Source organism: Jatrophihabitans sp. sgz311053 (assembly GCF_056135305.1).
Map to the genome: position 1 here is coordinate 763,477 of NZ_JBWAXP010000002.1, position 20,630 is coordinate 784,106.

At 72.1% G+C, this 20,630-nt stretch carries 21 protein-coding genes and 1 pseudogene; 10 read left to right on the forward strand and 12 right to left on the reverse strand.

Annotation, left to right across the window (positions count from 1 at the left end; translation table 11 throughout):
- Positions 1-2 precede the first annotated feature (2 nt).
- The 4 genes and pseudogenes from AC0NZQ_RS12515 to ahcY all read left to right on the forward strand — a co-directional run bounded on the left by AC0NZQ_RS12515 (position 3) and on the right by ahcY (position 4,006).
- Entirely contained in the window at positions 3-938 is a 936-nt protein-coding gene (locus tag AC0NZQ_RS12515) for a cation diffusion facilitator family transporter (protein ID WP_474530172.1), read from the forward strand.
- Positions 935-2,059, forward strand: a complete 1,125-nt coding sequence (gene manA / locus AC0NZQ_RS12520; RefSeq protein WP_474530173.1) for a mannose-6-phosphate isomerase, class I — start codon at positions 935-937, stop codon at positions 2,057-2,059. The genes AC0NZQ_RS12515 and manA overlap by 4 nt, the downstream gene beginning before the upstream one ends.
- A 75-nt stretch (positions 2,060-2,134) precedes the next feature.
- Positions 2,135-2,302 (forward strand): annotated as a pseudogene (locus tag AC0NZQ_RS12525) (MerR family transcriptional regulator); the annotation flags it as partial.
- 234 nt (positions 2,303-2,536) lie between these two features.
- The gene (ahcY, locus tag AC0NZQ_RS12530; protein WP_474531385.1) at positions 2,537-4,006 is read left to right on the forward strand and encodes an adenosylhomocysteinase; all 1,470 of its coding nucleotides are present in this window, start codon (positions 2,537-2,539) and stop codon (positions 4,004-4,006) included.
- Positions 4,007-4,177: 171 nt separating this feature from the next.
- Here ahcY and AC0NZQ_RS12535 read toward each other — a convergent pair whose 3' ends face one another.
- Genes AC0NZQ_RS12535 through AC0NZQ_RS12545 form a run of 3 tightly spaced genes read right to left on the reverse strand, consistent with a single transcriptional unit; the run spans position 4,178 to position 6,281 of the window.
- Positions 4,178-5,005 (reverse strand): alpha/beta fold hydrolase, encoded by an 828-nt coding sequence (locus tag AC0NZQ_RS12535; RefSeq protein ID WP_474530174.1) that lies wholly within the window; start codon positions 5,003-5,005, stop codon positions 4,178-4,180.
- Positions 5,006-5,031: 26 nt separating this feature from the next.
- Positions 5,032-5,412: a YchJ family protein gene (locus AC0NZQ_RS12540; protein ID WP_474530175.1), complete on the reverse strand. Its 381-nt coding sequence runs from the start codon at positions 5,410-5,412 to the stop codon at positions 5,032-5,034.
- On the reverse strand, positions 5,409-6,281 hold the full coding sequence (locus AC0NZQ_RS12545) for an RDD family protein (RefSeq protein ID WP_474530176.1): 873 nt from the start codon (positions 6,279-6,281) through the stop codon (positions 5,409-5,411). Before AC0NZQ_RS12545 ends, AC0NZQ_RS12540 begins: the two co-directional genes overlap by 4 nt.
- A gap of 27 nt (positions 6,282-6,308) precedes the next feature.
- On the opposite strand from AC0NZQ_RS12545, the gene AC0NZQ_RS12550 reads away from it, so the two are divergent.
- The 4 genes from AC0NZQ_RS12550 to AC0NZQ_RS12565 all read left to right on the forward strand — a co-directional run bounded on the left by AC0NZQ_RS12550 (position 6,309) and on the right by AC0NZQ_RS12565 (position 9,640).
- Positions 6,309-7,298 (forward strand): stage II sporulation protein M, encoded by a 990-nt coding sequence (locus AC0NZQ_RS12550; protein ID WP_474530177.1) that lies wholly within the window; start codon positions 6,309-6,311, stop codon positions 7,296-7,298.
- Between the two features lie 48 nt (positions 7,299-7,346).
- Entirely contained in the window at positions 7,347-8,033 is a 687-nt protein-coding gene (locus AC0NZQ_RS12555; protein ID WP_474530178.1) for a GAF domain-containing protein, read from the forward strand.
- 136 nt (positions 8,034-8,169) lie between these two features.
- Positions 8,170-8,688, forward strand: a complete 519-nt coding sequence (locus tag AC0NZQ_RS12560; protein WP_474530179.1) for a GNAT family N-acetyltransferase — start codon at positions 8,170-8,172, stop codon at positions 8,686-8,688.
- A 43-nt stretch (positions 8,689-8,731) separates the two neighbouring features.
- Entirely contained in the window at positions 8,732-9,640 is a 909-nt protein-coding gene (locus AC0NZQ_RS12565) for a Dyp-type peroxidase (protein ID WP_474530180.1), read from the forward strand.
- On the opposite strand, the gene AC0NZQ_RS12570 is transcribed toward AC0NZQ_RS12565, so the two are convergent.
- Genes AC0NZQ_RS12570 through AC0NZQ_RS12580 form a run of 3 tightly spaced genes read right to left on the reverse strand, consistent with a single transcriptional unit; the run spans position 9,624 to position 13,900 of the window.
- Positions 9,624-11,522, reverse strand: coding sequence for a penicillin-binding transpeptidase domain-containing protein (locus AC0NZQ_RS12570; protein WP_474530181.1), 1,899 nt, complete (start codon positions 11,520-11,522; stop codon positions 9,624-9,626). The two genes, AC0NZQ_RS12565 and AC0NZQ_RS12570, sit on opposite strands and share 17 nt — an antisense overlap.
- A gap of 43 nt (positions 11,523-11,565) precedes the next feature.
- The gene (locus AC0NZQ_RS12575) at positions 11,566-12,573 is read right to left on the reverse strand and encodes a LacI family DNA-binding transcriptional regulator (protein WP_474530182.1); all 1,008 of its coding nucleotides are present in this window, start codon (positions 12,571-12,573) and stop codon (positions 11,566-11,568) included.
- A gap of 25 nt (positions 12,574-12,598) precedes the next feature.
- The gene (locus AC0NZQ_RS12580; protein WP_474530184.1) at positions 12,599-13,900 is read right to left on the reverse strand and encodes an MFS transporter; all 1,302 of its coding nucleotides are present in this window, start codon (positions 13,898-13,900) and stop codon (positions 12,599-12,601) included.
- Positions 13,901-14,095: 195 nt separating this feature from the next.
- Between AC0NZQ_RS12580 and AC0NZQ_RS12585 the strand changes: the two genes are divergently transcribed.
- Positions 14,096-14,674: a cupin domain-containing protein gene (locus AC0NZQ_RS12585; protein ID WP_474530185.1), complete on the forward strand. Its 579-nt coding sequence runs from the start codon at positions 14,096-14,098 to the stop codon at positions 14,672-14,674.
- A 5-nt stretch (positions 14,675-14,679) separates the two neighbouring features.
- On the opposite strand, the gene AC0NZQ_RS12590 is transcribed toward AC0NZQ_RS12585, so the two are convergent.
- From AC0NZQ_RS12590 to AC0NZQ_RS12605, 4 genes are all read right to left on the reverse strand, one after another.
- Complete coding sequence (locus tag AC0NZQ_RS12590) at positions 14,680-15,141, reverse strand: nuclear transport factor 2 family protein (RefSeq protein ID WP_474530186.1); 462 nt, start codon at positions 15,139-15,141, stop codon at positions 14,680-14,682.
- Between the two features lie 91 nt (positions 15,142-15,232).
- A complete protein-coding gene (locus AC0NZQ_RS12595) occupies positions 15,233-16,054 on the reverse strand; it encodes an AIM24 family protein (RefSeq protein ID WP_474530187.1) in 822 nt (273 codons plus the stop codon).
- A 23-nt stretch (positions 16,055-16,077) separates the two neighbouring features.
- Positions 16,078-16,263 carry a hypothetical protein gene (locus AC0NZQ_RS12600; RefSeq protein ID WP_474530188.1) on the reverse strand — a complete coding sequence of 62 codons (186 nt, stop codon included), beginning with the start codon at positions 16,261-16,263 and terminating at the stop codon, positions 16,078-16,080.
- Positions 16,264-16,270: 7 nt separating this feature from the next.
- Positions 16,271-17,488: an MFS transporter gene (locus AC0NZQ_RS12605; protein ID WP_474530189.1), complete on the reverse strand. Its 1,218-nt coding sequence runs from the start codon at positions 17,486-17,488 to the stop codon at positions 16,271-16,273.
- Between the two features lie 50 nt (positions 17,489-17,538).
- On the opposite strand from AC0NZQ_RS12605, the gene AC0NZQ_RS12610 reads away from it, so the two are divergent.
- Positions 17,539-18,108, forward strand: coding sequence for a TetR/AcrR family transcriptional regulator (locus AC0NZQ_RS12610; RefSeq protein WP_474530190.1), 570 nt, complete (start codon positions 17,539-17,541; stop codon positions 18,106-18,108).
- A gap of 132 nt (positions 18,109-18,240) precedes the next feature.
- Here AC0NZQ_RS12610 and AC0NZQ_RS12615 read toward each other — a convergent pair whose 3' ends face one another.
- A complete protein-coding gene (locus tag AC0NZQ_RS12615) occupies positions 18,241-19,461 on the reverse strand; it encodes an alpha-amylase family glycosyl hydrolase (RefSeq protein ID WP_474530191.1) in 1,221 nt (406 codons plus the stop codon).
- Between the two features lie 37 nt (positions 19,462-19,498).
- Positions 19,499-20,629, reverse strand: a complete 1,131-nt coding sequence (locus tag AC0NZQ_RS12620) for a winged helix DNA-binding domain-containing protein (protein WP_474530192.1) — start codon at positions 20,627-20,629, stop codon at positions 19,499-19,501.
- Between the last annotated feature and the right edge of the window lies 1 nt (position 20,630).

Genomic DNA, 20,630 nt, shown 5'->3' on the forward strand with positions numbered 1-20,630 from the left:
CCATGAGCGCATCCGGTGGATCGAAGGCGATCATCGCCGCGCTCGGCGCCAATCTCGGCATCGCGGTGATCAAGTTCGTCGCCTTCGCGATCACCGGATCCTCGTCGATGCTCGCCGAAGGCGTGCACTCGGTCGTGGACTCCGGCAACCAGGGCCTGCTGCTGCGGGGGCAGCGGCAGGCGCGGCGCCGGGCCGACCGGGACCACCCCTTCGGCTACGGCCGCGATCGCTACGTCTACGGCTTCCTCGTCGCGCTGATGCTCTTCTCCGCCGGTGGCCTCTTCGCGCTCTATGAGGGGTACGAGAAGATCCACGACCCCCATGAGCTCGAGTCGCCGCTCGTGGCCGTCGTCGTGCTGCTGGCGGCCATCGGTCTGGAGTCGTACTCGCTGCGCACCGCGATCAAGGAATCGCGGCACGTCAAGGGCGACGACACCTGGGTGGGCTTCATCCGTCACGCAAAGAACCCCGAGCTGCCGGTGGTCCTGCTCGAGGACGTCGCCGCCCTGACCGGTCTGGTTCTCGCCCTCGCCGGTGTCGGCCTGGCCACCCTGACCGACGAACCGGTCTGGGACGGGATCGGCACGCTGGCCATCGGCGTCCTGCTCATCGTGGTGGCGATCGTGCTCGTCATCGAGACCAAGAGCCTGCTGCTGGGCGAGTCGGCCGCCCCGGTGCAGGTGACGGCGATCGAGACCGCACTCGTCGGCGACCCCGCCGACAGCGGCGTGGAGCGGGTGATCCACCTGCGCACGATGCACCTCGCGCCCGACGAGCTGCTGGTCGGCGCCAAGCTGGCCATGCCCCGCGGCGCGACGCTGGCCGAGGTCGCGGCCGCCATCGACGCGGCGGAGGCGAGGGTGCGTGCGGCGGTGCCGATCGCCCGCGTCATCTACCTGGAACCGGACCTGGACCGCTCCCGGCAGGTGTCGGCATGAGCGTCGTCGCGCTGGACGGCGTCGTGCGCCGCTACGACTGGGGGTCGACGACGGCGATCCAGCAGCTGTTGGGCACCGAGCCCGACGGCCGCCCGGCCGCGGAGCTCTGGTTCGGCGCGCACCCGGACGATCCCTCGCCCACCCTCGCCGGGGCGACACTGCACGACGTCATCGACGCCGACCCCGACGGCATGCTGGGCGCTGGCGTGGTGAGCCGGTTCGGTCCCCGCCTGCCCTTCCTGCTGAAGGTGCTCGCCGCCGGGAAGGCGCTCTCCATCCAGGTCCATCCGACGCTGGACGAGGCCCGCGCCGGCTTCGCCGCCGAGGACGCCGCCGGCGTCCCGCGCGACGCGCCGTACCGGAACTACCGCGACCCGAACCACAAGCCCGAGCTGATCTGTGCGCTCACCGACTTCGAGGCTCTCTGCGGCTTCCGGGACCCGCTGCGGACGGTGGCGCTGATCGAGGCGCTGGACGTCGCCGAGCTCGGCTTCCTGGCCGACTGCCTGCGCGGGCCGGACCCGCTGCGCAGCGCCTTCACCGCGGTCCTCACGCACGACGACCCCGCCGGCCTCAGCACCGCCCTCGCCGCCGCCGCCGAGTCGGCCGGGCCGGCCTACCGTGGCGTGCAGCTGGCCGCCTCGGACTTCCCCGGCGACGTCGGGGTGGTGCTCGCCCTGCTGCTGAACCATCTGGTGCTCGCGCCGGGCGAGGCGATCTATCTCGGCGCCGGCAACGTCCACGCCTACCTGCGGGGCACCGGCGTCGAGATCATGGCCAACAGCGACAACGTGCTGCGCTGCGGCCTCACCCCGAAGCACATCGACGTCGACGAGCTGCTGGCCATCACCGACTTCTCGGCGCTGGCGGATCCGCGGCTGCCCGCCGTGGACGGCGCCTTCGACGTGGCCGTCCGCGACTTCCGGCTCACCAGGGTCCAGCTCGACGGCCCGCTCACCGTGGAGGACCGCGGTCCGCTCATCGTGCTCTGCGCCGAGGGCGGGGTGGACGTCGGTGGTGTGGCACTGGCGCCGGGCCGGGCCGCCTTCGTCCCCGCCAACCACGAGGGCCTGGTGATGGCCGGGAGCGGCCTCGTCTTCGTGGCAGGCACCCGCGCCTGACCCGGTGGCGGGGCGCGTGACCGCCCCGACAGGAAATCTGACACGTTCGTGGTAAGTTCGTCCGTGATGCAGTCCATGACCATCACGCAAGCCGCTGCCGCGACCGGCTGGTCGCAGCGGATGCTGCGCTACCTGGAGCAGGCGGGGCTCGTCACCGCGCTGCGCACCCCCGGGGGTCACCGGCACTACGGGCCGCGTCAGATCGAGCGCCTGCAACGGTTGCGGGAGCTTCTCGACGAGCACGAGCTCGGCATCACCGAGGTCGTGTTCGAACTGCGGATGCGCACCGAACCCCGGCTCGCCCGAGCCGTCGACGAGTGGTTCGGCCCGCTCCACCGCTCCGCTGCACCACCCGGGGCGGGCATCTTCCGCCGCCTCGCTGTCGACACCGACGGTCACCCCGCACCCGCACCGGCCGTCGCGTCCCCGCTCGACACATCGCACCCTCGAATCGAAGGAGAGCACGTGAGCATCGAACTGAAGGCGGACTCCGCCGGCAGCGTCACCGACTTCAAGGTCGCCGATCTGAGCCTGGCCACGTTCGGCCGCAAGGAGATCGAGCTCGCCGAGCACGAGATGCCCGGCCTGATGGCGCTGCGCAAGGAATTCGGTGGCTCCCAGCCGCTGAAGGGCAAGAAGATCGCCGGCTCGCTGCACATGACGGTGCAGACCGCGGTCCTCATCGAGACGCTCGCCGCCCTCGGCGCCGACGTCCGCTGGGTGAGCTGCAACATCTTCTCCACCCAGGACCACGCCGCCGCGGCCATCGTCGTCGGCCCGAACGGCACTCCGGAGAACCCGCAGGGCATCCCCGTCTACGCCTGGAAGGGCGAGACGCTGGAGGAGTACTGGTGGTGCACCGAGCAGATGCTGACCTGGCCGGACGGCACGGGCCCGGACTCGATCGTCGACGACGGCGGTGACGCCACGCTGCTGATCCACATGGGCACCGAGTACGAGACCGGCGGCGCCGTGCCGCAGGCCGAGGAGACCGACTCCGAGGAGTACCAGGTCATCCTCAACCTGCTGCGTCGCTCGATCGTGGACCACCCCGGCCGCTACACCAAGATGGGCGCCAAGATCATCGGCGTCACCGAGGAGACCACGACCGGCGTCCACCGGCTCTACGAGTTCGAGCGCGCGGGCACCCTGCTCTTCCCGGCCATCAACGTCAACGACTCGGTCACCAAGAGCAAGTTCGACAACAAGTACGGCTGCCGCCACTCGCTCATCGACGGCATCAACCGCGGCACCGACGTCATGATCGCCGGCAAGCTCGCCGTCGTCTGCGGCTACGGCGACGTCGGCAAGGGCTCGGTGGAGTCGCTGCGCGGCCAGGGCGCCCGCGTCGTCGTCACCGAGGTCGACCCGATCTGCGCGCTGCAGGCGGCGATGGACGGGCTCGAGGTCGTCACGCTCGAGGACGTCGTCAGCAAGGCCGACATCTTCATCACCACGACCGGCAACAAGGACATCATCATGGCCGACCACATGGCCGCGATGAAGCACCAGGCGATCGTCGGCAACATCGGACACTTCGACAACGAGATCGACATGGCCGGCCTGGCCAAGATCCCCGGCATCACCAAGACCGAGGTCAAGCCGCAGGTCCACGAGTGGACCTTCCCGGACGGGAAGAAGATCATCGTGCTCTCCGAGGGGCGCCTGCTGAACCTGGGCAACGCCACCGGTCACCCGAGCTTCGTCATGAGCGCGTCGTTCTCCAACCAGACGATCGCCCAGATCGAGATCCACAAGAACCCGGAGAACTACATCGTGGACGGCAAGCCGACCGTCACCACGCTGCCGAAGCACCTGGACGAGAAGGTGGCCCGACTGCACCTGGACGCCGTCGGCGCCAAGTTGACCCAGCTGTCCAAGGAGCAGGCCGAGTACATCGGCGTGGACGTCGCCGGCCCCTACAAGCCGGAGCACTACCGCTACTAGGAACGACGACGTAGCGGTTGAGCGCCGCAGGCGCGATCACCGCTACTGAGACGGACTTCGTCCGCCTCAGTAGCGGACCCCGCCTCTCCGCGACTTCACTGTTGTTGTCGCGACCCAGCAGCATCTCGCGGCTGCGCTGTTGCCATCCGGTACCAGCGCAGCCGTGAGACGTTAACCCCTGACCCGCTCCAGGATGAGCTCTGCCAGCTCGTCCGGGGCCTCGTCCGGGATCCAGTGGCTCAACCCGGAGAGCTCGACGAAGCGGTAGTCGGCCTGGACGAATTGTTCGGTGCCCTCGGCGCCGGCGCGGCCGAGGGCTCCGTCGCCGTCACTCCACACGTAGGTCGTCGGCACCCGCGTCGGCCGGCCGTAGCCCTTCTCCCGCTGCGAGAACGGCAGGGCTCGGTACCAGTTCAGCGCCGCGTGCAGCCCATCGCGGCCGAGCGGCTCGACGTAGCGTCGCATCTGCTCGGGCGTCGTCTCGCCCATGGCCAGCCACCCCAGGCCGCGGTCGCTGGGCACGAGCCGCTCCGGCAGCAGCGGCAGCTGGAACGCCAGCATGTACCAGGACTTGCGCAGCTGTCCGTGGCGCATCGCGGCGACGAACGCCTGCGGGTGCGGCACCGACACCGTGGTCAGGGTGCGCACCCGCTCCGGGTACTTGGACGCCAGCGACCACGCCACCTGCGCGCCCCAGTCGTGCCCGACGATGTGGGCCGACTCGACCCCGGCGGCCTCGATGAGCGCGACGACATCGGCGACGAGTCGCCCCACGGTGTAGGCCCGGCGCCCCTTCGGCCGGGCGCCGGGGGAGTAGCCGCGCTGGTCGGGGGCGAGGGTGCGGTATCCGGCGGCGTTGAGGGCGGGGGTGACCGCGTCCCACTCGTGGCGGTTCTGCGGGAAGCCGTGCAGCAGGATGATCACCTCGCCGCTGTCGTCACCGTCCGGACCGTGGTCGGTCACGTCGAAGCTCAGGCCGTCGTGGGTGAACGTCTCCATGCTGCGATGGTGCCCGGTGACCGCCGTCAGTCAGCAGCCAGGTAGCGCCAGCGCCCCGCGGTGTCGCGGCGGAAGGTGCTCCGCTCGGTGAGCGCGTCCGGCTCGCCGGCGCGGCGGAAGTGCGCGCGGAAGGCGACCACGCCGGTCTCGTCGTCGGGTCCGCCAGCCTCCACCTCGAGCACCCGTAGCCGAGTCCACGCCACCTCGGGGAGGGTGAGCGAGTCCGGCCGGGTGTCGGCGTGCCACGACCGCAGCAGGTAGTCGGCCTCCCCGCGAGCGAAGGCGCTGAAGCGCGAGCGCATCAGCTCCTCCGCGGTCGCGGCCTCCCGCTCGCCGCGGTGCAGCGGGCGACAGCAGCTCTCGTAGGCGCTGCCGGAACCGCACGGACAGGCGGTCGTGCCGGTCACTGCGGCGCGACGAAGGGGCCGGACGGCTGTGGCGGTTGCGGCGGTTGCCACGGCGCCTGCTGCGGTTGCGGCCAGGGCGACGGCGGGACGGGCGGGCCGAAGCCGGCACGCCGCCGCCGTTCGAGCAGCACCGTGCCCAGGACGTCGGGGATGGGCGCGCCGGGAGGCGGGGGTGGCGTGACGGTGGCGAGCAGCCGGTCGACGAGGCGCCGCCCGAGCTGCTCCTGCGCCGCCGGAGTCATGGCGTGGGCGCGGCCGACGAACTGCCGCAGCCGCAGCGCGAGCCGGTCGTCCAGGCGGTGCAGATCGACGTTCTGGGCCCACCACACCAGCGGCGGCGGGACCCAGGGGTGCGGTGCGGCCAGTGGCTGGGTGGCGGCGCGTTCGTCGACGACGATCGTCCCGGCCATGAGGTCGCCGAGCCGCTTCTCCCGCCGGCCCACGATGACGCAACCGGCGCCGGCGACCGTACCGAAGGGGAAGAGCAGGCCGGGCTTCTCCAGGACCAGCGAGGCCAGCCCCCGGACCAGCGCCTGCCGCAGGCCGATCGGCCCGCCGTCGTCGCGCACCACGCGCAGCCCGAGCGCCATTTTGCCGAGAGTGCGCCCCCGGGTCACCCACTCCAGCACGATCGGGTAGCCGGCGACGACCAGGACCACCTCGACGATCGTCACCGCGGCGACGGCCGCGGTGTCCCCGCCGCCGGCGACCGACACTGTCGCGAAGCTCAGTACGAGCAGCACCACGGCCTGGGCGGCGAGGTCCAGGACAGCGGCGACGGTGCGCGAGGCGATCCCGGCCCGGCTCACGGCGAGCGCGACGCCCTCGCCCGAGACGAGGTCGGCCGGGGCGCGTCCGTGGTCGGTCACGATGCGGACTCTAGACTCGGTCGCACTGTGGACCTCGACGCGTTCCTCGCCCGGCACGCCGCCGCGTGGCAGCGGCTGGACGAGCTTGCCTCCCGCCGACGTCTCGACGGTGCCGAGGCCGACGAACTGATCGAGCTCTACCGCGCGGTGGCCGGCCAGCTCGCGCTGGTGCAGAGCCGCGCGCCCGATCCGGTGATCGAGGCCCGGCTCTCGCGATTGCTCACCCGGGCGCGTGCCGCCGCGGTCGGCACCCCACGACTGCGGGGCTGGGCCGCGCTCGGCCGCGGGATCCGCGTCGACTTCCCGGTGGCGGTCTACCGGACGGGTCGGTGGTCGCTGCTGACAGCGGCCGCGTCGCTGCTGGTCGCGGCGGCGATGTGGTGGTGGCTGCGAGAGCATCCGGATCGCATCGGACGTGTCGTCTCCGACGAGCGGGTGCGGCAGCTCGTCGATCGGGACTTCGCCGACTACTACCGCGAGCACCCGGCGCAGTCCTTCGCGGCGCAAGTCTGGACCAACAACGCCCTCGTCGCGGCGCTCTGTCTCTTCCTCGGGGTGACCGTGCTCGGCACGCTCGTCGTGCTCTGGCAGAACACCGTCAACATCGGCCTCACCGGCGGCATCATGATCGCCGCGGGCAAGCCGGAGGTCTTCTTCGGCCTCATCCTGCCGCACGGCATGCTCGAGCTCAGCGCTGTCTTCGTCGCCGCCGGCGTCGGTCTGCGCACCGGGTGGGCATGGCTCGCCCCCGGCGACCGGACGCGGGCCGATGCCCTTGCCGAGGCGGGGCGGCTCGCCGCTGTCGTCGCGGTGGGGTTGGCCGGGGTGCTGCTCGTCAGCGGCGTCATCGAGGCCTTCGTGACCCCGTCCGGCCTGCCGACCTGGGCCCGGATCGGAGTCGGCGGGGTGGCCGAGCTGGCCTTCCTCGGCTACGTCGTCGTCCTCGGTCGTCGTGGCGTGCGCGCCGGAGAGACAGCCGACGCAGCCGATGTCGGGGATGCGCTACCGGTCGCGTGACTTGTTCGGCGCAGGTGAAGTGACACGTGCCATGATCGGGTTGTGACGATGGCTGAGTTCCGGCAGGAGCTTCCTGCTGAGGCATTGTTCCCGGCGGCGCGGGACGTCGACTTCGACCGCATGGCCGCGCTGGCGCGGCGGACGATCGAGGCCCCCGTGGCGATGGTGTCGCTGCCCAACCGGCGCTGCCAGATCTTTCCCGGTGCCGTCGGCCTGACGCCGGAGCTGGACCGCGCCCGGCAGAACGGTCTGGAGTACTCCTACTGCCAGTTCGTGGTGCGCACCGAGCAGGCGCTGCTCGTCCCGGATGCTCGCGAGGTGCCCGAGCTGGCCCGGTTGGCCAGCGTCACCGAGCTGGGGCTGGTGGCCTACGCGGGCATGCCGCTCGTCGGCGAAGAGGGTCACGCGATCGGCTCGCTGTGCGTGATGGACGACCATCCCCGGCAGTGGCAGCCGGACGAGGTGGAGCTGCTCGGCGAGCTCGCCGAGGCCTGTTCGTCGCAGCTCCGGCTGCGACTGGCGAATGCGCGGGCTGCCGTCATCGCCGACCGGGACCGGATCGCCGCCGAGCTGGGGCAGGGCGTGGTCCGGGAGCTCTTCGGGCTGTCGATGACACTGGGCAGCGTGCGGGCCCTGGTCTCGGGGCCGGCCGTCACCGAGCTCGGGAAGGCCATCGACGCCGTCGACGACGTCATCGCGCGGATCCGCTCCTCGATCTTCGACGTTTCGCGCTGACCGACCGCGCCGCAGTTGCGGCCACGCACGACCTTCGTCACGTTCCCGGACAACTCGGTCACCGGGGCTTGATGTGTGATCTGTGTTAAGTATGCTCGGTGTCAACGAACGTTCCCCCCACGTTCAGGAGCAGACGATGACCGAACTAGCCGACCGCATCGACAGCGGTCCCGTCACCCCGCACGCCGAGGTGGCATGTCGTGCCGCCGATTCCCGGGACGAGGGCTTCGTCCGCGGGCTCTTCGCCGACACCCGTGACGACCTGCTGCTGCTCCCGCCGGACACCCGCGACGTCATCGTCGACATGCAGTTCCGCGCGCAGCGGCGGTCCTGGCGGTGCGACCACCCGTCCGCGCGCTACGAGGTGGTCCTCTTCCGCGGCCTGCGCGCCGGGCACCTGATCGTGGCCGACGACGGCGCCACGCTCACCGTGGTGGACGTGGCCCTGCGGTCCGGGCTGCGCGGACTGGGGATCGGCACCGAGCTGCTCACCGGACTCGCCGCCACGGCCGATCGCCGACGGGTGGCCATGCAGGCGCGTACCTGGCACGCCAACCACGGCGCTCGCCGGTTCTTCGGCCGGCTCGGCTTCCGGGCCGGCGGCGCGGTCGCCGGCTACCACGAGCTCTTCCGTCCGCCGGTCGAGGCAGCCTGACCCGTCCGCCGCACAGCCGCCCCCGGCGGGCAGACTCCCAGGCATGCGAGCGCAGCCGGGAATCTTCGCCCAGGGCACGACCGACCACTGCTACCTGGAGTTCGACTGCGTCGAGCCGTTGGCGGCGCTCGGCGTGCTGGCGGGGCTTCCCGCCGGGGTCAGCACGACCGCCGGGGTGAACGTCGTGGTGGGCGTCCGGCCGGGCCTCTGGGCGGCCCATGCCGCACCGGAGCACGTGCCGGCCGAGGTGTCGGACTGGTCCGAGCCCGTCGTCGGCCCGGACGGTTTCACGATGCCGGCCACTCCGCACGACCTGTGGGTGTGGGTCTCCGGTGGGCGCAGTGCGGTCTTCGACGCCGCCCGTGACGTGATCGCGGCGCTACGGCCCCACGCCGGGCTCGCCGGCGAGATCACCGGCTGGGTGTATCGCCACGATCGCGATCTCACCGGTTTCGTCGACGGCACCGAGAACCCGACCGCGGCCGAGGCGCCGGCCGTCGCGCTGGTCCCGGACGGCCGGCCCGGCGCGGGTGCCTCGGTGGTGCTCGTCCAGCTGTGGCGCCACGACACCGCCCGCTGGCAGGCGGCGACGGTCGAGGTCCAGGAGCGTGCCATGGGGCGGACCAAGGCCGACAGCGTCGAGCTCGACGAGGACGTCATGCCCGCCGATTCCCACGTCTCGCGCACCGTGGTGGAGCGCGACGGCGAGGAGCTCGAGATCTACCGCCGCAACGTCGCCTACGGCGGCGTCACCGACCACGGCACGATGTTCGTTGGCTTCAGCCACGACCAGTGGCGGATGGCGGAGATGCTGCGACGGATGGCCGGCGTCGGCGACGGCATCCGCTGCGCACTGACCCGCTACGTCGTCCCGCTCACCGGGGCGTACTACGTCGTCCCGTCCCTCGACGCCCTGGCGAGGCTGGCACCGGAGGTCACGTCAGTGCCGTGAGGAAGCGTTTGGCCACGGCGACGCCCGTGGTGCCCGACGAGGCGCCGTCGTAGACGAAGACGGCGAAGGCGACATCACCGCGGACCCCGGCGAACCACGAGTGGCTGCGCGGTGGGGTCGCGGTGCCGTACTCGGCCGTGCCGGTCTTGCCGACGACGCCGCCGAGCCCGGCCAGACTGCGGCCGGTGCCGTCGGGGAGGTTCACCGTGGCGGCCAGCAGCGGGCGCAGTTCGGCGACGAGGGTCGTCGGCAGTGGCGTCGCCGCCGCGCCGGGGCGCCCGACCTGCAGCGACGGTGAGACGACGGTGCCGGTCTCGGCCGAGCCGGCCATGAGCGCCATCAGCAGGGGAGAGGCCAGTACCCGGCCCTGTCCGATGGCGTCGGCCGCGCGTTCGGTCTGGCTCGCCGGCGCCGGCAGCGAGCCGCTGAAGGCCTCCACCGGCAGTTGCCAGTCGCGACCCAACCCCAGTCGGCGCGCGGCGTCGCCCACCGCTGATGCCGGCAGGGTGGTGGCGACGTCGATCGCGCTGGTGTTGCACGAGTAGCCGAAGGCCGAGCTGACGGGGATCGGCGGGTGGCTGAACCTGTCCTCGTTCTCGAAGCGGCGGCCGTCCACGGTCACCGTCGCCGGGCAGCGGACCTTCGTCGACGGGGTCAGCGACGGTCTGGCGGTGAAGGCGGCCGTCCAGGTCGCGATCTTGAAGGTGGATCCCGGCGGGAAGGCGCCCGCCAGGCCGAAGTCGTAGTCGACGGTTGCGGTGTTGGCGTCGGCGAGGATCGCGCCGGTCGACGGCCGCACCGCGACCACGGTGGCCTTCTGGGTCACTTTAGAGAGCGCGGACTCGGCCGCTCGTTGCACCCTCGAGTCGAGCGTGAGTCTCACCGGGGTACCGGCGACCGGGGAGGCGACGGTGGCGAGACGGGTGGCGGTCTCGCTGGCAGCGGTGCTCGTCGGCGCCGCGACGATCTGGAGCCCCGGCCGGCCGGCCAGGCTGCTGTTCAGCGCCTGCTGCAGGCCGCCGACGCCGGTGCTGTCCCCGGCCGCTATCCGTCCGCCGGACGTGGCCACGATCTCGGCGGTGGCGTCGGCGACCCGACCGAGCAGGGGTTGAGCGTAGGTAGCCGTCGGCCCCAGCAGCCGGGTCTCGCTCTGGAAGACGGTGCCGGGCAGGTCGTAGATGCGGGACCTGATCCGCTCGTAGACGGTCCGGCGCAGCGTGATGAGGGGGACGAATTCCGTCGGCGTGGCCTTGGCCAGGGCGGCGAGGATCTCGGCGCGGGTGGACTGCAGCTCGCTCACCCGTGACAGCGCACGGGCCAGCGAGGCGGCGTCGGTGACCCGCTGCTTCTCCAGGCCGACGGTCACCACGGGGGTGGGGGTGACGAGCGGGCGGCCGGCGCTGTCCTGCAGAGCCGCGCGGGTGGGCTGCAGCCGGACCGCCTCGAGATGGCGGTCGGCGGCCAGTCTCGGATGCAGGACGCCGTCCTGCCAGCGCACCCGCCAGCCGGCCTTGGTTTCGGTCAGGGGCACCTCGCCGCGGTAACGCCAGCTGCGTCCGCCGGCCAGCTTCCAGGTCGCGGTGAAGGCGACCCGGGTCCGGTCGCCCGAGCCGGTGGTGGCCCCGAGGTCGATGTCGGCTCGGGCCGTCGTGCCGAGACCCGTCAGCGAGGCCGTGATCGCGGCCTTCGCCGTCGCCGGCGCCGTCGTCGCGGTGGCCGCCGTCGTCGCGTCGCGGGAGCCGACGGCGTCCAGGAAGCGGGAGGCGGCCCGCTGCTGCGCGGTGGGGCCGTCCGAGCCGGTGCAGGCGGCCAGGCTGCCGCCGGCGAGCAGGGCGACGGCGAGCATGACTGCGGTCCGGGAGCGACGCGTTCGAGTGGGCACGTCTCCAGTCAACCGGACGGGACCGACATGATCGGCGAGGACCTCAGCGCGGCGCAGGCCCCACCGAGCCGCGCCGCTGCTCCACCGGGGTGAGCCACTTGCGTTGCGAACGCTTCTCGGTGTCGATGGCGCGCACGGTGCGCTCGACGACGTGGCTGACGAGATCGTCCACCGGCCAGCGGTAGTTGGACAGCGGCGGCGTGAGCAGGCGCGAGACCGGGTCGTCGTCGTACCCCAGCACCGAGACGTCACCGGGGATGGCGAGGCCCAGCTCGGCGGTGGCGGCGTAGACGCCGTAGGCCATGGCGTCGGCGAGACAGAAGCAGGCCGTCGGGCGGGGTTCGGACCCGAGCACCTGCCGCGCCACCGCTGCGGCACCGTCGAGGTCGTACGGGGTCCGGTGCAGCGTCACCCGCAGCCCGAGCTCGGCCGACACCCGCCGTACCGCTTCGGCGGCGGGGGTCTCCGGACTGCCGCGATGCGAGGCCGTCAGCACCGCGATGTCGCGATGGCCCTCGGCATGCAGGGCGCCGAGCGCCGCCCGGACCCCGCCGTCGTTGTCGAAGACGACCTCGACGGCGGTGCGCGCGCCGGCCAGCCCGTCGCCGATGGAGACCAGCACGGTCCGCTCGCCGATCTCGGCCCAGTGCGCCGCATGCGGATCGGCCCAGAGCGCGATGAGAGCGTCGACGCGCTGGTCGACGAGCTGGGTCGCCAGCGTGCGTTCCAGCTCGGGACTGTTGGAAGCGTCGACGATGAGGGCGTGCCGGTCGTGCTCGAGCAGACCCCGGCCGAGCGCCGCGGCAACGTTCTGCTGCCAGATGTCGCTCAGCGAGCCGCAGAGGACGCCGACGTAGCCGGTGCGTCCCGAGGCGAGTGCGCGGGCGACGGGATCGACCTGGTAGCCCAGCCGGTCGGCCACCTCGCGCACCCGGGCGCGAGTCTCGGGCGGCAGGTGCAGCCCGCGCAGTGCGTAGGAGACCGCGGCCGTGGAGAGTCCTGTCTCCTGCGCGACGTCGCGCAGGGTGACCCGCCGGCTGCGCTCCCGCATCGTGCGATGGTAACGAGATCCCCGCTCAGCGCACGGATCGCACGCGGTAGACCAGCACGGCTCCGGCGAGGGCGATCACGCCGACGAGCGTGAACAGCGACGTGTAGCCCTGCCCGTCGGAGGAGATGAGCCCACCGGCGACGAGCGGGGCCAGGGTGGGCGGCACGATGGTGCCGATGTTCATGATCCCCAGGTCTTTTGCGCGGGTCTGCGCGTCGGGCAGGACCCGGGTCACCAGCGCCTGGTCCACGGCCATGTAGGCGCCGAAGCCGCCACCCATCAGCGTCGCGGCGACGGCGGCGGTGCCGAAGGTCGGTGAGAGGGCGAGCAGGAACCCGGCCACGGCCTGCAGCAGGGCGGCGACCAGGACGAAGATGCGGCGCCGGGCCAGCCGATCGGAGAGCCAGCCGAAGACGTAGGTGGCGGCCAGTCCCGCCAGCAGGTACAGGACGGTGAGCAGCAGCAGCGACTGGTCCGGGTCCGGCACCCGGAGCGCATCGGTGAGGAAGTACAGCAGGTAGCAGGTCCCCAGCGAGTTGCCGAGGTTGACCAGCAGCCGTCCCGCGAAGGCCCAGCCGAAGTCGGGATTGGACCGCAGGTCCACGCGCAGGCCGCCGGCGACCGCGCGGAGGGTGAGCGTCGCGTCGGTGTCGGGGGCGACCTCGCGGTACCGCAGCACCATCGGCGCCGTCAGGGCCACCGAGGCCACGGCGATGACGAGGTAACCCTGCAGCGAGGTGAGGTCCAGCGCCGAGACGACGGCGATGCCGAGGACGACGCCGAGCGCCTGCGGGCCGAAGATCGCGCTCGAGACCGTGCCCCGCTGCCGTTCCGGGACACGATCGGCCACCACGGCGGTGAGCGCCGCCGTCACCGCGCTGAGCCCCAGCATGCTCACGCTCCACACTGCGGTGAGGCCGGCCACCGAGTGCTGCGTCCCGGTGAGGACGAGGCCGGCGGCGAAGAGGACGGTGCCGCCGGCGATCCAGCTCCGCCGCCGGCCGAATCGATTGCGGGAGTGATCGCAGAGCATGCCGCAGATCGGCAGCGCGACGAGGGCGACGACACCGGAGACCACGTTGAGCAGGGCGAAGGCGGCGACCTTGTGCTGCGGTGTGATCGCGGCGAGCTGATCCGGGATGAGCAGCTGCAGCGGGACCAGGTTCGCCATCCAGAAGCCGAGCCAGGCCAGGGAGAACCGTCCGATCCACGCCGCGCCCACGGCGGTCTCGGGCTCCGCACCCGCGGCGGTCTCGGACTCCGGGTTCGGCCTCTGCGCCGGATCGGCCCCGAACGGCGTCGACAGCAGGGGTTCCAGCTCGGGCATGGCATCTCTTTCGATCCGCAGGCGAGCCGGGAGCAGCGCTGACCGGCCTCGGCGTGACGCAACCACACCGGATCGCGCCAGCGCAACGGTCGCGCCGGCAGCCGGTCGTGGTCTCCTCGGCGCGTCGCGGTGACGTCTGCCCGCCCAAGCGCTTAAGCGCTACAGTGAAGCGATTCACCAGCCAAGGAGGAAGCGATGACGACGTCCACGACCTACACCCGCCACGACCTCGGGGGTGGGGTTCCGGCACATGCGGCCCGCGCCATCGCCGATGTCGCCGCGGCAGTGGGTCCGGACGATCGCCCGGCGCGTCACCTCGACCAGGACGAGCTGCTGCAGCTCGTCGCCGCCGTCGCGGCACGCCCCGAGCAGTGGGCCGAGCTCGTCGCCTTCGACGACGACGAACGGCACTACGTCTGCCTCTCCCGCGACGAGCACGTCGACGTCTGGCTGCTCTGCTGGACGCCGGTCAACGACACCGGCTGGCACGACCACGACATCTCCTCCGGCGCGGTGGCGGTGGCGCGTGGCCGGCTGGTCGAGCACAACCTGGCCGTGGGACGCCCGGAGGTGCGCACCGAGGTGGCCGCGGGGACCGCGTACAGCTTCGGTCCCGACCACATCCACCGGCTGACCGGCCTCGAACCGGGCAGCGTCAGCATCCACGCCTACTCGCCGCCGCTGCAGACGATGGGCCAGTACGTCGTCGACGCCGACGGTGTCCTGCACCGGACCTCGGTCAGCTACGCCGAGGAGCTGCGCGCCCTCTCCTGAGCCCGTCAGGCCAGCGGGAACTCGACGCCCCGCTCGGACTCCGGGCGGGGGCCGTGGATGCGCCGCTCAGTCTCGGTGATCGAGACGTCGTTGATGCTCGCCTCCCGGCGCCGCATCAGGCCGTTGTCGGCGAACTCCCAGAGCTCGTTGCCGTAGCTGCGGTGCCAGCGGTCCGCGTCGTCGTGCCACTCGTACTGGAAGCGCACGGCGATGCGGTTGCCGGCGAAGGCCCAGAGCGACTTGCGCAGCGCGTAGTTCCGCTCGCGGGCCCACTTGGCGGTGAGGAACTCGACGATCTCGCCGCGGCCGGTGAGGAAGGTGTCGCGATTGCGCCACACCGAGTCGACGGTGTACGCGCCGGCGACCCGCTGCGGGTCGCGGGTGTTCCAGGCGTCCTCCGCGGCCTGGACCTTGGCCGCGGCGGACTCGGCGTCGAAGGGTGGGAACGGAGGGCGGGACTCGGTCATGGGTCCATCGTGCCCGTCAGGTCCGGCTGCCACCGCTATACCTGATCTCGGCTGCCACCGCCCCGTCTCATCTCGGCTGCCGCCGCGATGTCTAATCTCGGCTGCCGCCGAACAGACCCCCGATGGCGCCGGGGCCGGTGTCGTCACCCTTCTTGGCGTTCTTCACCAGCGCCGAGGAGAGCGCATTCATCGTCATCGACTGCAGGATCACCTGACCGTTGCCGGTGAGGGTGGCCAGGTTGAAGCCCTCGCCGCCGAACATCGCGTTCATGACGCCCTGCCGGTTCAGCGAGCCGACCCGCTCGATGCCGTAGCTGATGTTGTGGTCCCAGGCGACGACGCAGCCGGTGTCGACCTTGATCTTGCCGCCGTAGTCGGCGGGGTTGATCTCGATGAAGTTGCCGGCGCCGGCGATGATGAGGCTGCCGCGTCCGGTGAACTTCTCCAGGACGAAGCCCTCGCCGCCGCTGAAGCCCTGCCGCAGCCCGGAGAAGGCGATGTCGAAGTTCACGCCCGCCTCGGCGCCGACGAAGGCGTCCTTCTCGGCGAACCACGTGGTCTGCCCGTCGAGCTCGATCACCCGCATCTCGCCCGGCAGCACCCCGGCCAGCGCCAGCAGGCCGTCCCCGCCGGGGGTGTGGAAGTGGCAGAAGGCGAACGACTCGCCGGCCATCATCCGCTTGCCGGCCTCCATGGCACCGCGGAGCAGCCCGCCGAGCGCCCCGCCGCCGCCGAAGCCGGGCTGCCCGCCGGCCGGTTGGCCGCCGCCGCTGGGCTGGCTGAGCTTGGTCTCCATGACCACGTCGCCCGAGCTGAAGAGGAACTTGCCGGACTCGGTGTAGATGACCTGGCCGGGCTGCAGCTGGACGAGCGCCATCTGCATGGCATTGCCGGAGATCGTGATGTCGAGCATGGCTACAGGATGCCGGTACCGGCTCAGGCGTGGACCACCAGGAGGCGGCCGATCAGATGCCGGTCGCGCAGCAGCCGTCCGATGCTCGCCGACTGTCGCTGCGCACTGCGCCAGGCGTCGGTGTCGCCGTACCGCCGGCGACGCAGGTCAGCCGGCTGCTGGTGTGCGTCGGACCCGATGACACCGTCGCCGGTCCGGCCGCGGAGCACGAGGCGCCTACCTGAACGAGCTGATCTCCGGACCGGGAACCGCGCTCCCCGACGTCTTGGCATCGCGCGCGCCCGCACGGCCCAGCAGTCCGGCCAGCGCCGACAACGCCGCGGCCACGCTCCAGAGACCCGCCGCCGTGGTCGTCCGCGCGACAGCCAGACCGCTCAACGGCCCGACGGCGGTGCCGATGTCCTCCGTGATCGAGAGCGCGGCCTGGTAGGAGGCGCGTTGCCGTGGGTGCGCTCGCCTGCTGACGACCGCGGCGACTGTCGGGGCGTAGGCCATTTCGCCGAGCGCCATCAGCACCACCGCGGCGACGAGCACCGGATACCCGCCGGCGGCCGCGGTCAGCACAGCCAGCCCCACCGCCTGGACTACCGCGCCACCGAGGAGCAGACGCGGCGCGGCCACGCCTCGCAGCAACCGATTGAGGGGGAGCTGTCCCGCGACGACGACGGCGGCCGCGATGGTGAAGAGGGCCGCGTAGGCGGTCGAGCCGAGCGGGGTCTGTTCCCGGATCACCACGAGTCCGTCGGACTCCCACCAGGTGAAGGCGATCGCCAGCAGCCCGCCGCCGAGCACGAGGCAGAGCAGGTGGCGGTCGCCGCGGAGCGCACGCAGGGTGCCCGGCGGGATCTCCGGCCCGTCGTCGACGTCGTCGGCGCCCCCAGCATCGGCGGGGACGACGGCGAGTTCGATGAGCAGCGCGGCTCCGAGCAGCGCGCCGCTGACGGCGAAGACCATCGGCAGGCCGGCCAGCGCGGCCAGCGCACCCAGCACCGGACCCGCGATGCGGCCGGCGTAGGAGCCGACCCGGACGAGGCTGAAGGCGTGCTCGAGTCGGTGCTGCTCGGTGACGTCGCCGACGATGGCAGCGGTCGTCGGATGGAAGGCCGACTCGAAGACCCCCGCCGCCAGGAAGAGCGAGATCGCCAGCCACGGCGAGGTGGCCAACGACAGCGCGCCGTAGCCGACGGCCATGCCGAGTGTCGACACCAGCAGCACCCGTCGACGGCCCAAGCGGTCGGCGAGTCCGCCGCCGAGCACGCCGCCGACGAACTCGCCCAGGGCCTGACCCACGAAGAGCAGGCCCGCGGCAATACCTCCCAGGCCGACATCGCGGTAGGCCCACACCACGATGAAGGGCAGCATCGCGCTGCTGGCAAGGGCTTCGGCCGTCCGGATAGCGACGATTCCGGCGAGTACCGACTTGTGAGACGTCATGTCTCGAAAGTAGCACCAAACGAGACGGCGTGTCTCGATACACTGGTGCGGTGAAGACCACTCCGGCACGTACCGGTCGACCGCGCAGCGAGCAGGCCCGCACCGCGGTGCTGCACGCCGTCGACGACCTGCTGGTCGAGGTCGGTTACGCCGCGCTCACCATGACCGCCATCGCCGAGCGAGCCGGGGTCGGCCGTCAGACGGTGTATCGGTGGTGGTCGTCGAAGGCCGAGGTCCTCTTCGAGGCGGCGATGACGGACGCCGTCCGCGAGCTCGCCGTCGACGACCACGGCAGCACCCTCGACGACCTCGCCGCCTTCGTCGAGGCAGTGACGGCCTTCCTCACCACCTCTGACGCAGGCGCCGGATACCGGGCGTTGGTCGGGGAAGCCCAGCACGACCGGGAGGTCGCCGCACTGATGGCCGGGGCGACTCTCTTCGACGCCGCACTGCAGCCGCTGATCGAGCGGGCCGTCTCCCGCGGGGATCTGGACGGCGCCGTCGACGCCGGTGTCGTGGCTGCCGTCCTGGTGGGCCCGCCGCTGTTCCGCGTGCTGACCGGGGGTGCCCTGCCGGAAGTTCGCGCCGTTGCCCGTGCGGCGCTGGCAGTGGCCCGCTGAGTCGCTGGTCGGCCGGCGCAGACTCCCGGGTCGTTCGCGTGATCCGGGACTCGATGTCATCGATGTGTCGTGGCACGGGCCGTGACCCGGGCGCGGACGAACGACCGATGAAGGGGAAAGCCCCCGCTGACGTCAGTCCAGGACAGCCCAGCCGTGTGGCGGCACGGCACCGTCCGCGACCTCCCCGGCGAGCACCGCACCCCGCGCCGGGAGCGGTTCGTCGCCGATGTTGAGGGCAATCGTGAGCGACCTCCAGCCCGACGACAACCGGAGCAGGACGGACTCGTTGGTCAGCTGCAGCGTCTCGCTGCGAGCGGTGTGCAGCCACGGATGACGGCGCCGCAGCCCGATCAGCTCCTGGTGCCGCGCGAGGGTCGCCGTCGACCCCACCGGCTCCCCGGGGGCCGGGAAGGCGGGGCGGATCGCGTCGTCGCCACCGGCCCGCTCCTCCTTCACCGCCGCCAGCCCGAACTCGTCGCCGTAGTAGACGGCCGGGGTGCCGCCGAGGGTCATGAGCAGGACGAGCGCGTGGTCGCGGTGGCGCTCGTCGGGCAGCTGGCTGGCGATGCGGGTGACGTCGTGGTTGCCGACGAAGGTCCACGGCACGAAGGTCTCCAGCATGCCGTTGTGCCGGCCGAGAGCGTGATCGAGCTCGAAGAAGTTCCGCTGCGCCAGCGAACTCCAGATCGCCTTCCACAGCTCGTACTGCGTCACGGCGTCCAGGCCGGCGTCGCGGACGTAGCTCGCGTAGTCACCGTGCAGCACCTCGCCGGCGACGTAGACCTGCGGGTGCCGCTCCCGGACGCGGGGGAGCACCGCGGCCCAGAAGCGCGCCGGCACGCTGTAGGCGGCGTCCAGGCGCCAGGCGTCGACGCCACGCTCGAGCCAGTGGTCCATCACGGCCACGACATGGTCGGCGACGGCGGGATGATCATGGTCCAGGGCCAGGAGCCCGCCATGCCCCTCGAAGGTCTTCGGATTGCCGTCGCGACCACGCCGCAGCCAGTCGTCGTGCCCGAAGCCGGGTCCCACGTGGTTGAAGACGCCGTCGAGCATGATGCGGATGCCGCGCTCGCGGGCCGCCGCGACGAGCCGGTCGAAGGCCGCGTCGTCACCGAGCCGGTCGTCGACGGCGAAGTGATCGGTGGTGTCGTAGCCGTGCGTCGCCGAGGCGAAGATCGGACCCAGCGCCAGGCCGTTGACGCCGAGGTCGCGGGCGTGGTCCAGCCAGCCGGTGAGGTGATCCAGACCCCGGCCGGCGCTGCGGTCGTCCCCGCGCGGGTCCGCGCCGGTGAAGCCCAGCGGGTAGACGTGCCACCAGATCGCGTGCTGGACCCACTCCGGTTCGCTCATCCGGCCGAGCCTACGGTCAGGCCTCCCGGCCGGCGGCTCAGAGCTGTCGGGACTGCGTAAGCGGCAGGGTCTCCCACCAGCGGGCGTACCGGCGATAGACCTCGGGGTCGCGCTCGGCGAGGAACTCCCGCAGTGCGGACGCCTCCTCGGCGAGCTGACGCCACACGCGGGCGGGGAGCGGCGCGAAGGCGCCCACCTCGATGCCGTCGGCGCGAGCCTGCCAGACGCCGGCCACGCGACCGTCGACGAGCACCGTCGCGAGGGTGTCGCCGTTGCGCCGGATGACGTGCGCCCGGTAGGCCTCGGGAATGACGCGGCTGCGATCGGCGTAGGCGAGCAGGACGCTGTCCCACATCGGCAACAGCCGGGGCGGCACGTCGACGTCGGGGGTGACCGGCGCGCCGGCGACGTCGTAGTACTCGGAGTCGGTGAGCCGCTCCAGCCGGCCGTCGGCCACCTCCGCCTCGGCCACCGCCCGCAGCACCGGGCGTCTCAGCAGCGAGAACTGGGCCATGTCGCGGACGGTCGCCGGACCGAACGCGGCGAGGTAGCGGCGGACGTAGTGGCCGATCGCGGCGGTCTCGTCCATCTCGGGGACGGCATCGGAGGCCACGTAGGCCGGCCGCGGACCGAAGGACCACGGACCTCCGGTGACGGCGTGGCGCACCGGCCCGTACGTCCGCAGTGCCCACCACAGTCCGGGGGAGGGCAGGTCGGGGCCGCGATCGCGCAGCAGTGCGGCGATCTCGGCGTTGATCTCGGCGTTGCTGCGGGGACGCCGCAGCGCGTCGGCGAGCAGGTGGTCCAGCATCGCGTCCGCGTCGGCGGTGGTGAGGCCCTGGTCGAGGAAGCGGCGATCCCCCAACCGGGACCGGCGCAGGCTGGATCGCATGGCGACGTGGAGCGGGCCGTGGTCGTCCCCGGTCACGGCGTGGAGGGTGATCCGCAGCAGCGTGGCCTTGATCAGCTCGCCCTCGGCGAAGGCGCGGTCGACGTCGGCCGCCGAGAGCGACTCGACCCTGTTCCACAGCGCGAGGTACGGCGACGCGGGCTCCTGCGCCTGGACGGCGAAGATCCGGTGCACCGCCTCGGGCACGGCCAGCCGCTCACGCTGCAGCAGCTGCTGGCGGTGCAGCGTGGCCAGAGTGAGGTCGCGGGCGGTGGGCACC

Coding starts and splice junctions, on each gene's coding strand:
- AC0NZQ_RS12515 (WP_474530172.1), top strand. CDS start 3: ATGAGCGCATCCGGTGGATCGAAGGCGATCATCGCCGCGCTCGGCGCC.
- manA (WP_474530173.1), top strand. CDS start 935: ATGAGCGTCGTCGCGCTGGACGGCGTCGTGCGCCGCTACGACTGGGGG.
- AC0NZQ_RS12535 (WP_474530174.1), bottom strand. CDS start 5,005: ATGGAGACGTTCACCCACGACGGCCTGAGCTTCGACGTGACCGACCAC.
- AC0NZQ_RS12555 (WP_474530178.1), top strand. CDS start 7,347: ATGGCTGAGTTCCGGCAGGAGCTTCCTGCTGAGGCATTGTTCCCGGCG.
- AC0NZQ_RS12560 (WP_474530179.1), top strand. CDS start 8,170: ATGACCGAACTAGCCGACCGCATCGACAGCGGTCCCGTCACCCCGCAC.
- AC0NZQ_RS12565 (WP_474530180.1), top strand. CDS start 8,732: ATGCGAGCGCAGCCGGGAATCTTCGCCCAGGGCACGACCGACCACTGC.
- AC0NZQ_RS12575 (WP_474530182.1), bottom strand. CDS start 12,573: ATGCGGGAGCGCAGCCGGCGGGTCACCCTGCGCGACGTCGCGCAGGAG.
- AC0NZQ_RS12580 (WP_474530184.1), bottom strand. CDS start 13,900: ATGCCCGAGCTGGAACCCCTGCTGTCGACGCCGTTCGGGGCCGATCCG.
- AC0NZQ_RS12585 (WP_474530185.1), top strand. CDS start 14,096: ATGACGACGTCCACGACCTACACCCGCCACGACCTCGGGGGTGGGGTT.
- AC0NZQ_RS12590 (WP_474530186.1), bottom strand. CDS start 15,141: ATGACCGAGTCCCGCCCTCCGTTCCCACCCTTCGACGCCGAGTCCGCC.
- AC0NZQ_RS12595 (WP_474530187.1), bottom strand. CDS start 16,054: ATGCTCGACATCACGATCTCCGGCAATGCCATGCAGATGGCGCTCGTC.
- AC0NZQ_RS12605 (WP_474530189.1), bottom strand. CDS start 17,488: ATGACGTCTCACAAGTCGGTACTCGCCGGAATCGTCGCTATCCGGACG.
- AC0NZQ_RS12615 (WP_474530191.1), bottom strand. CDS start 19,461: ATGAGCGAACCGGAGTGGGTCCAGCACGCGATCTGGTGGCACGTCTAC.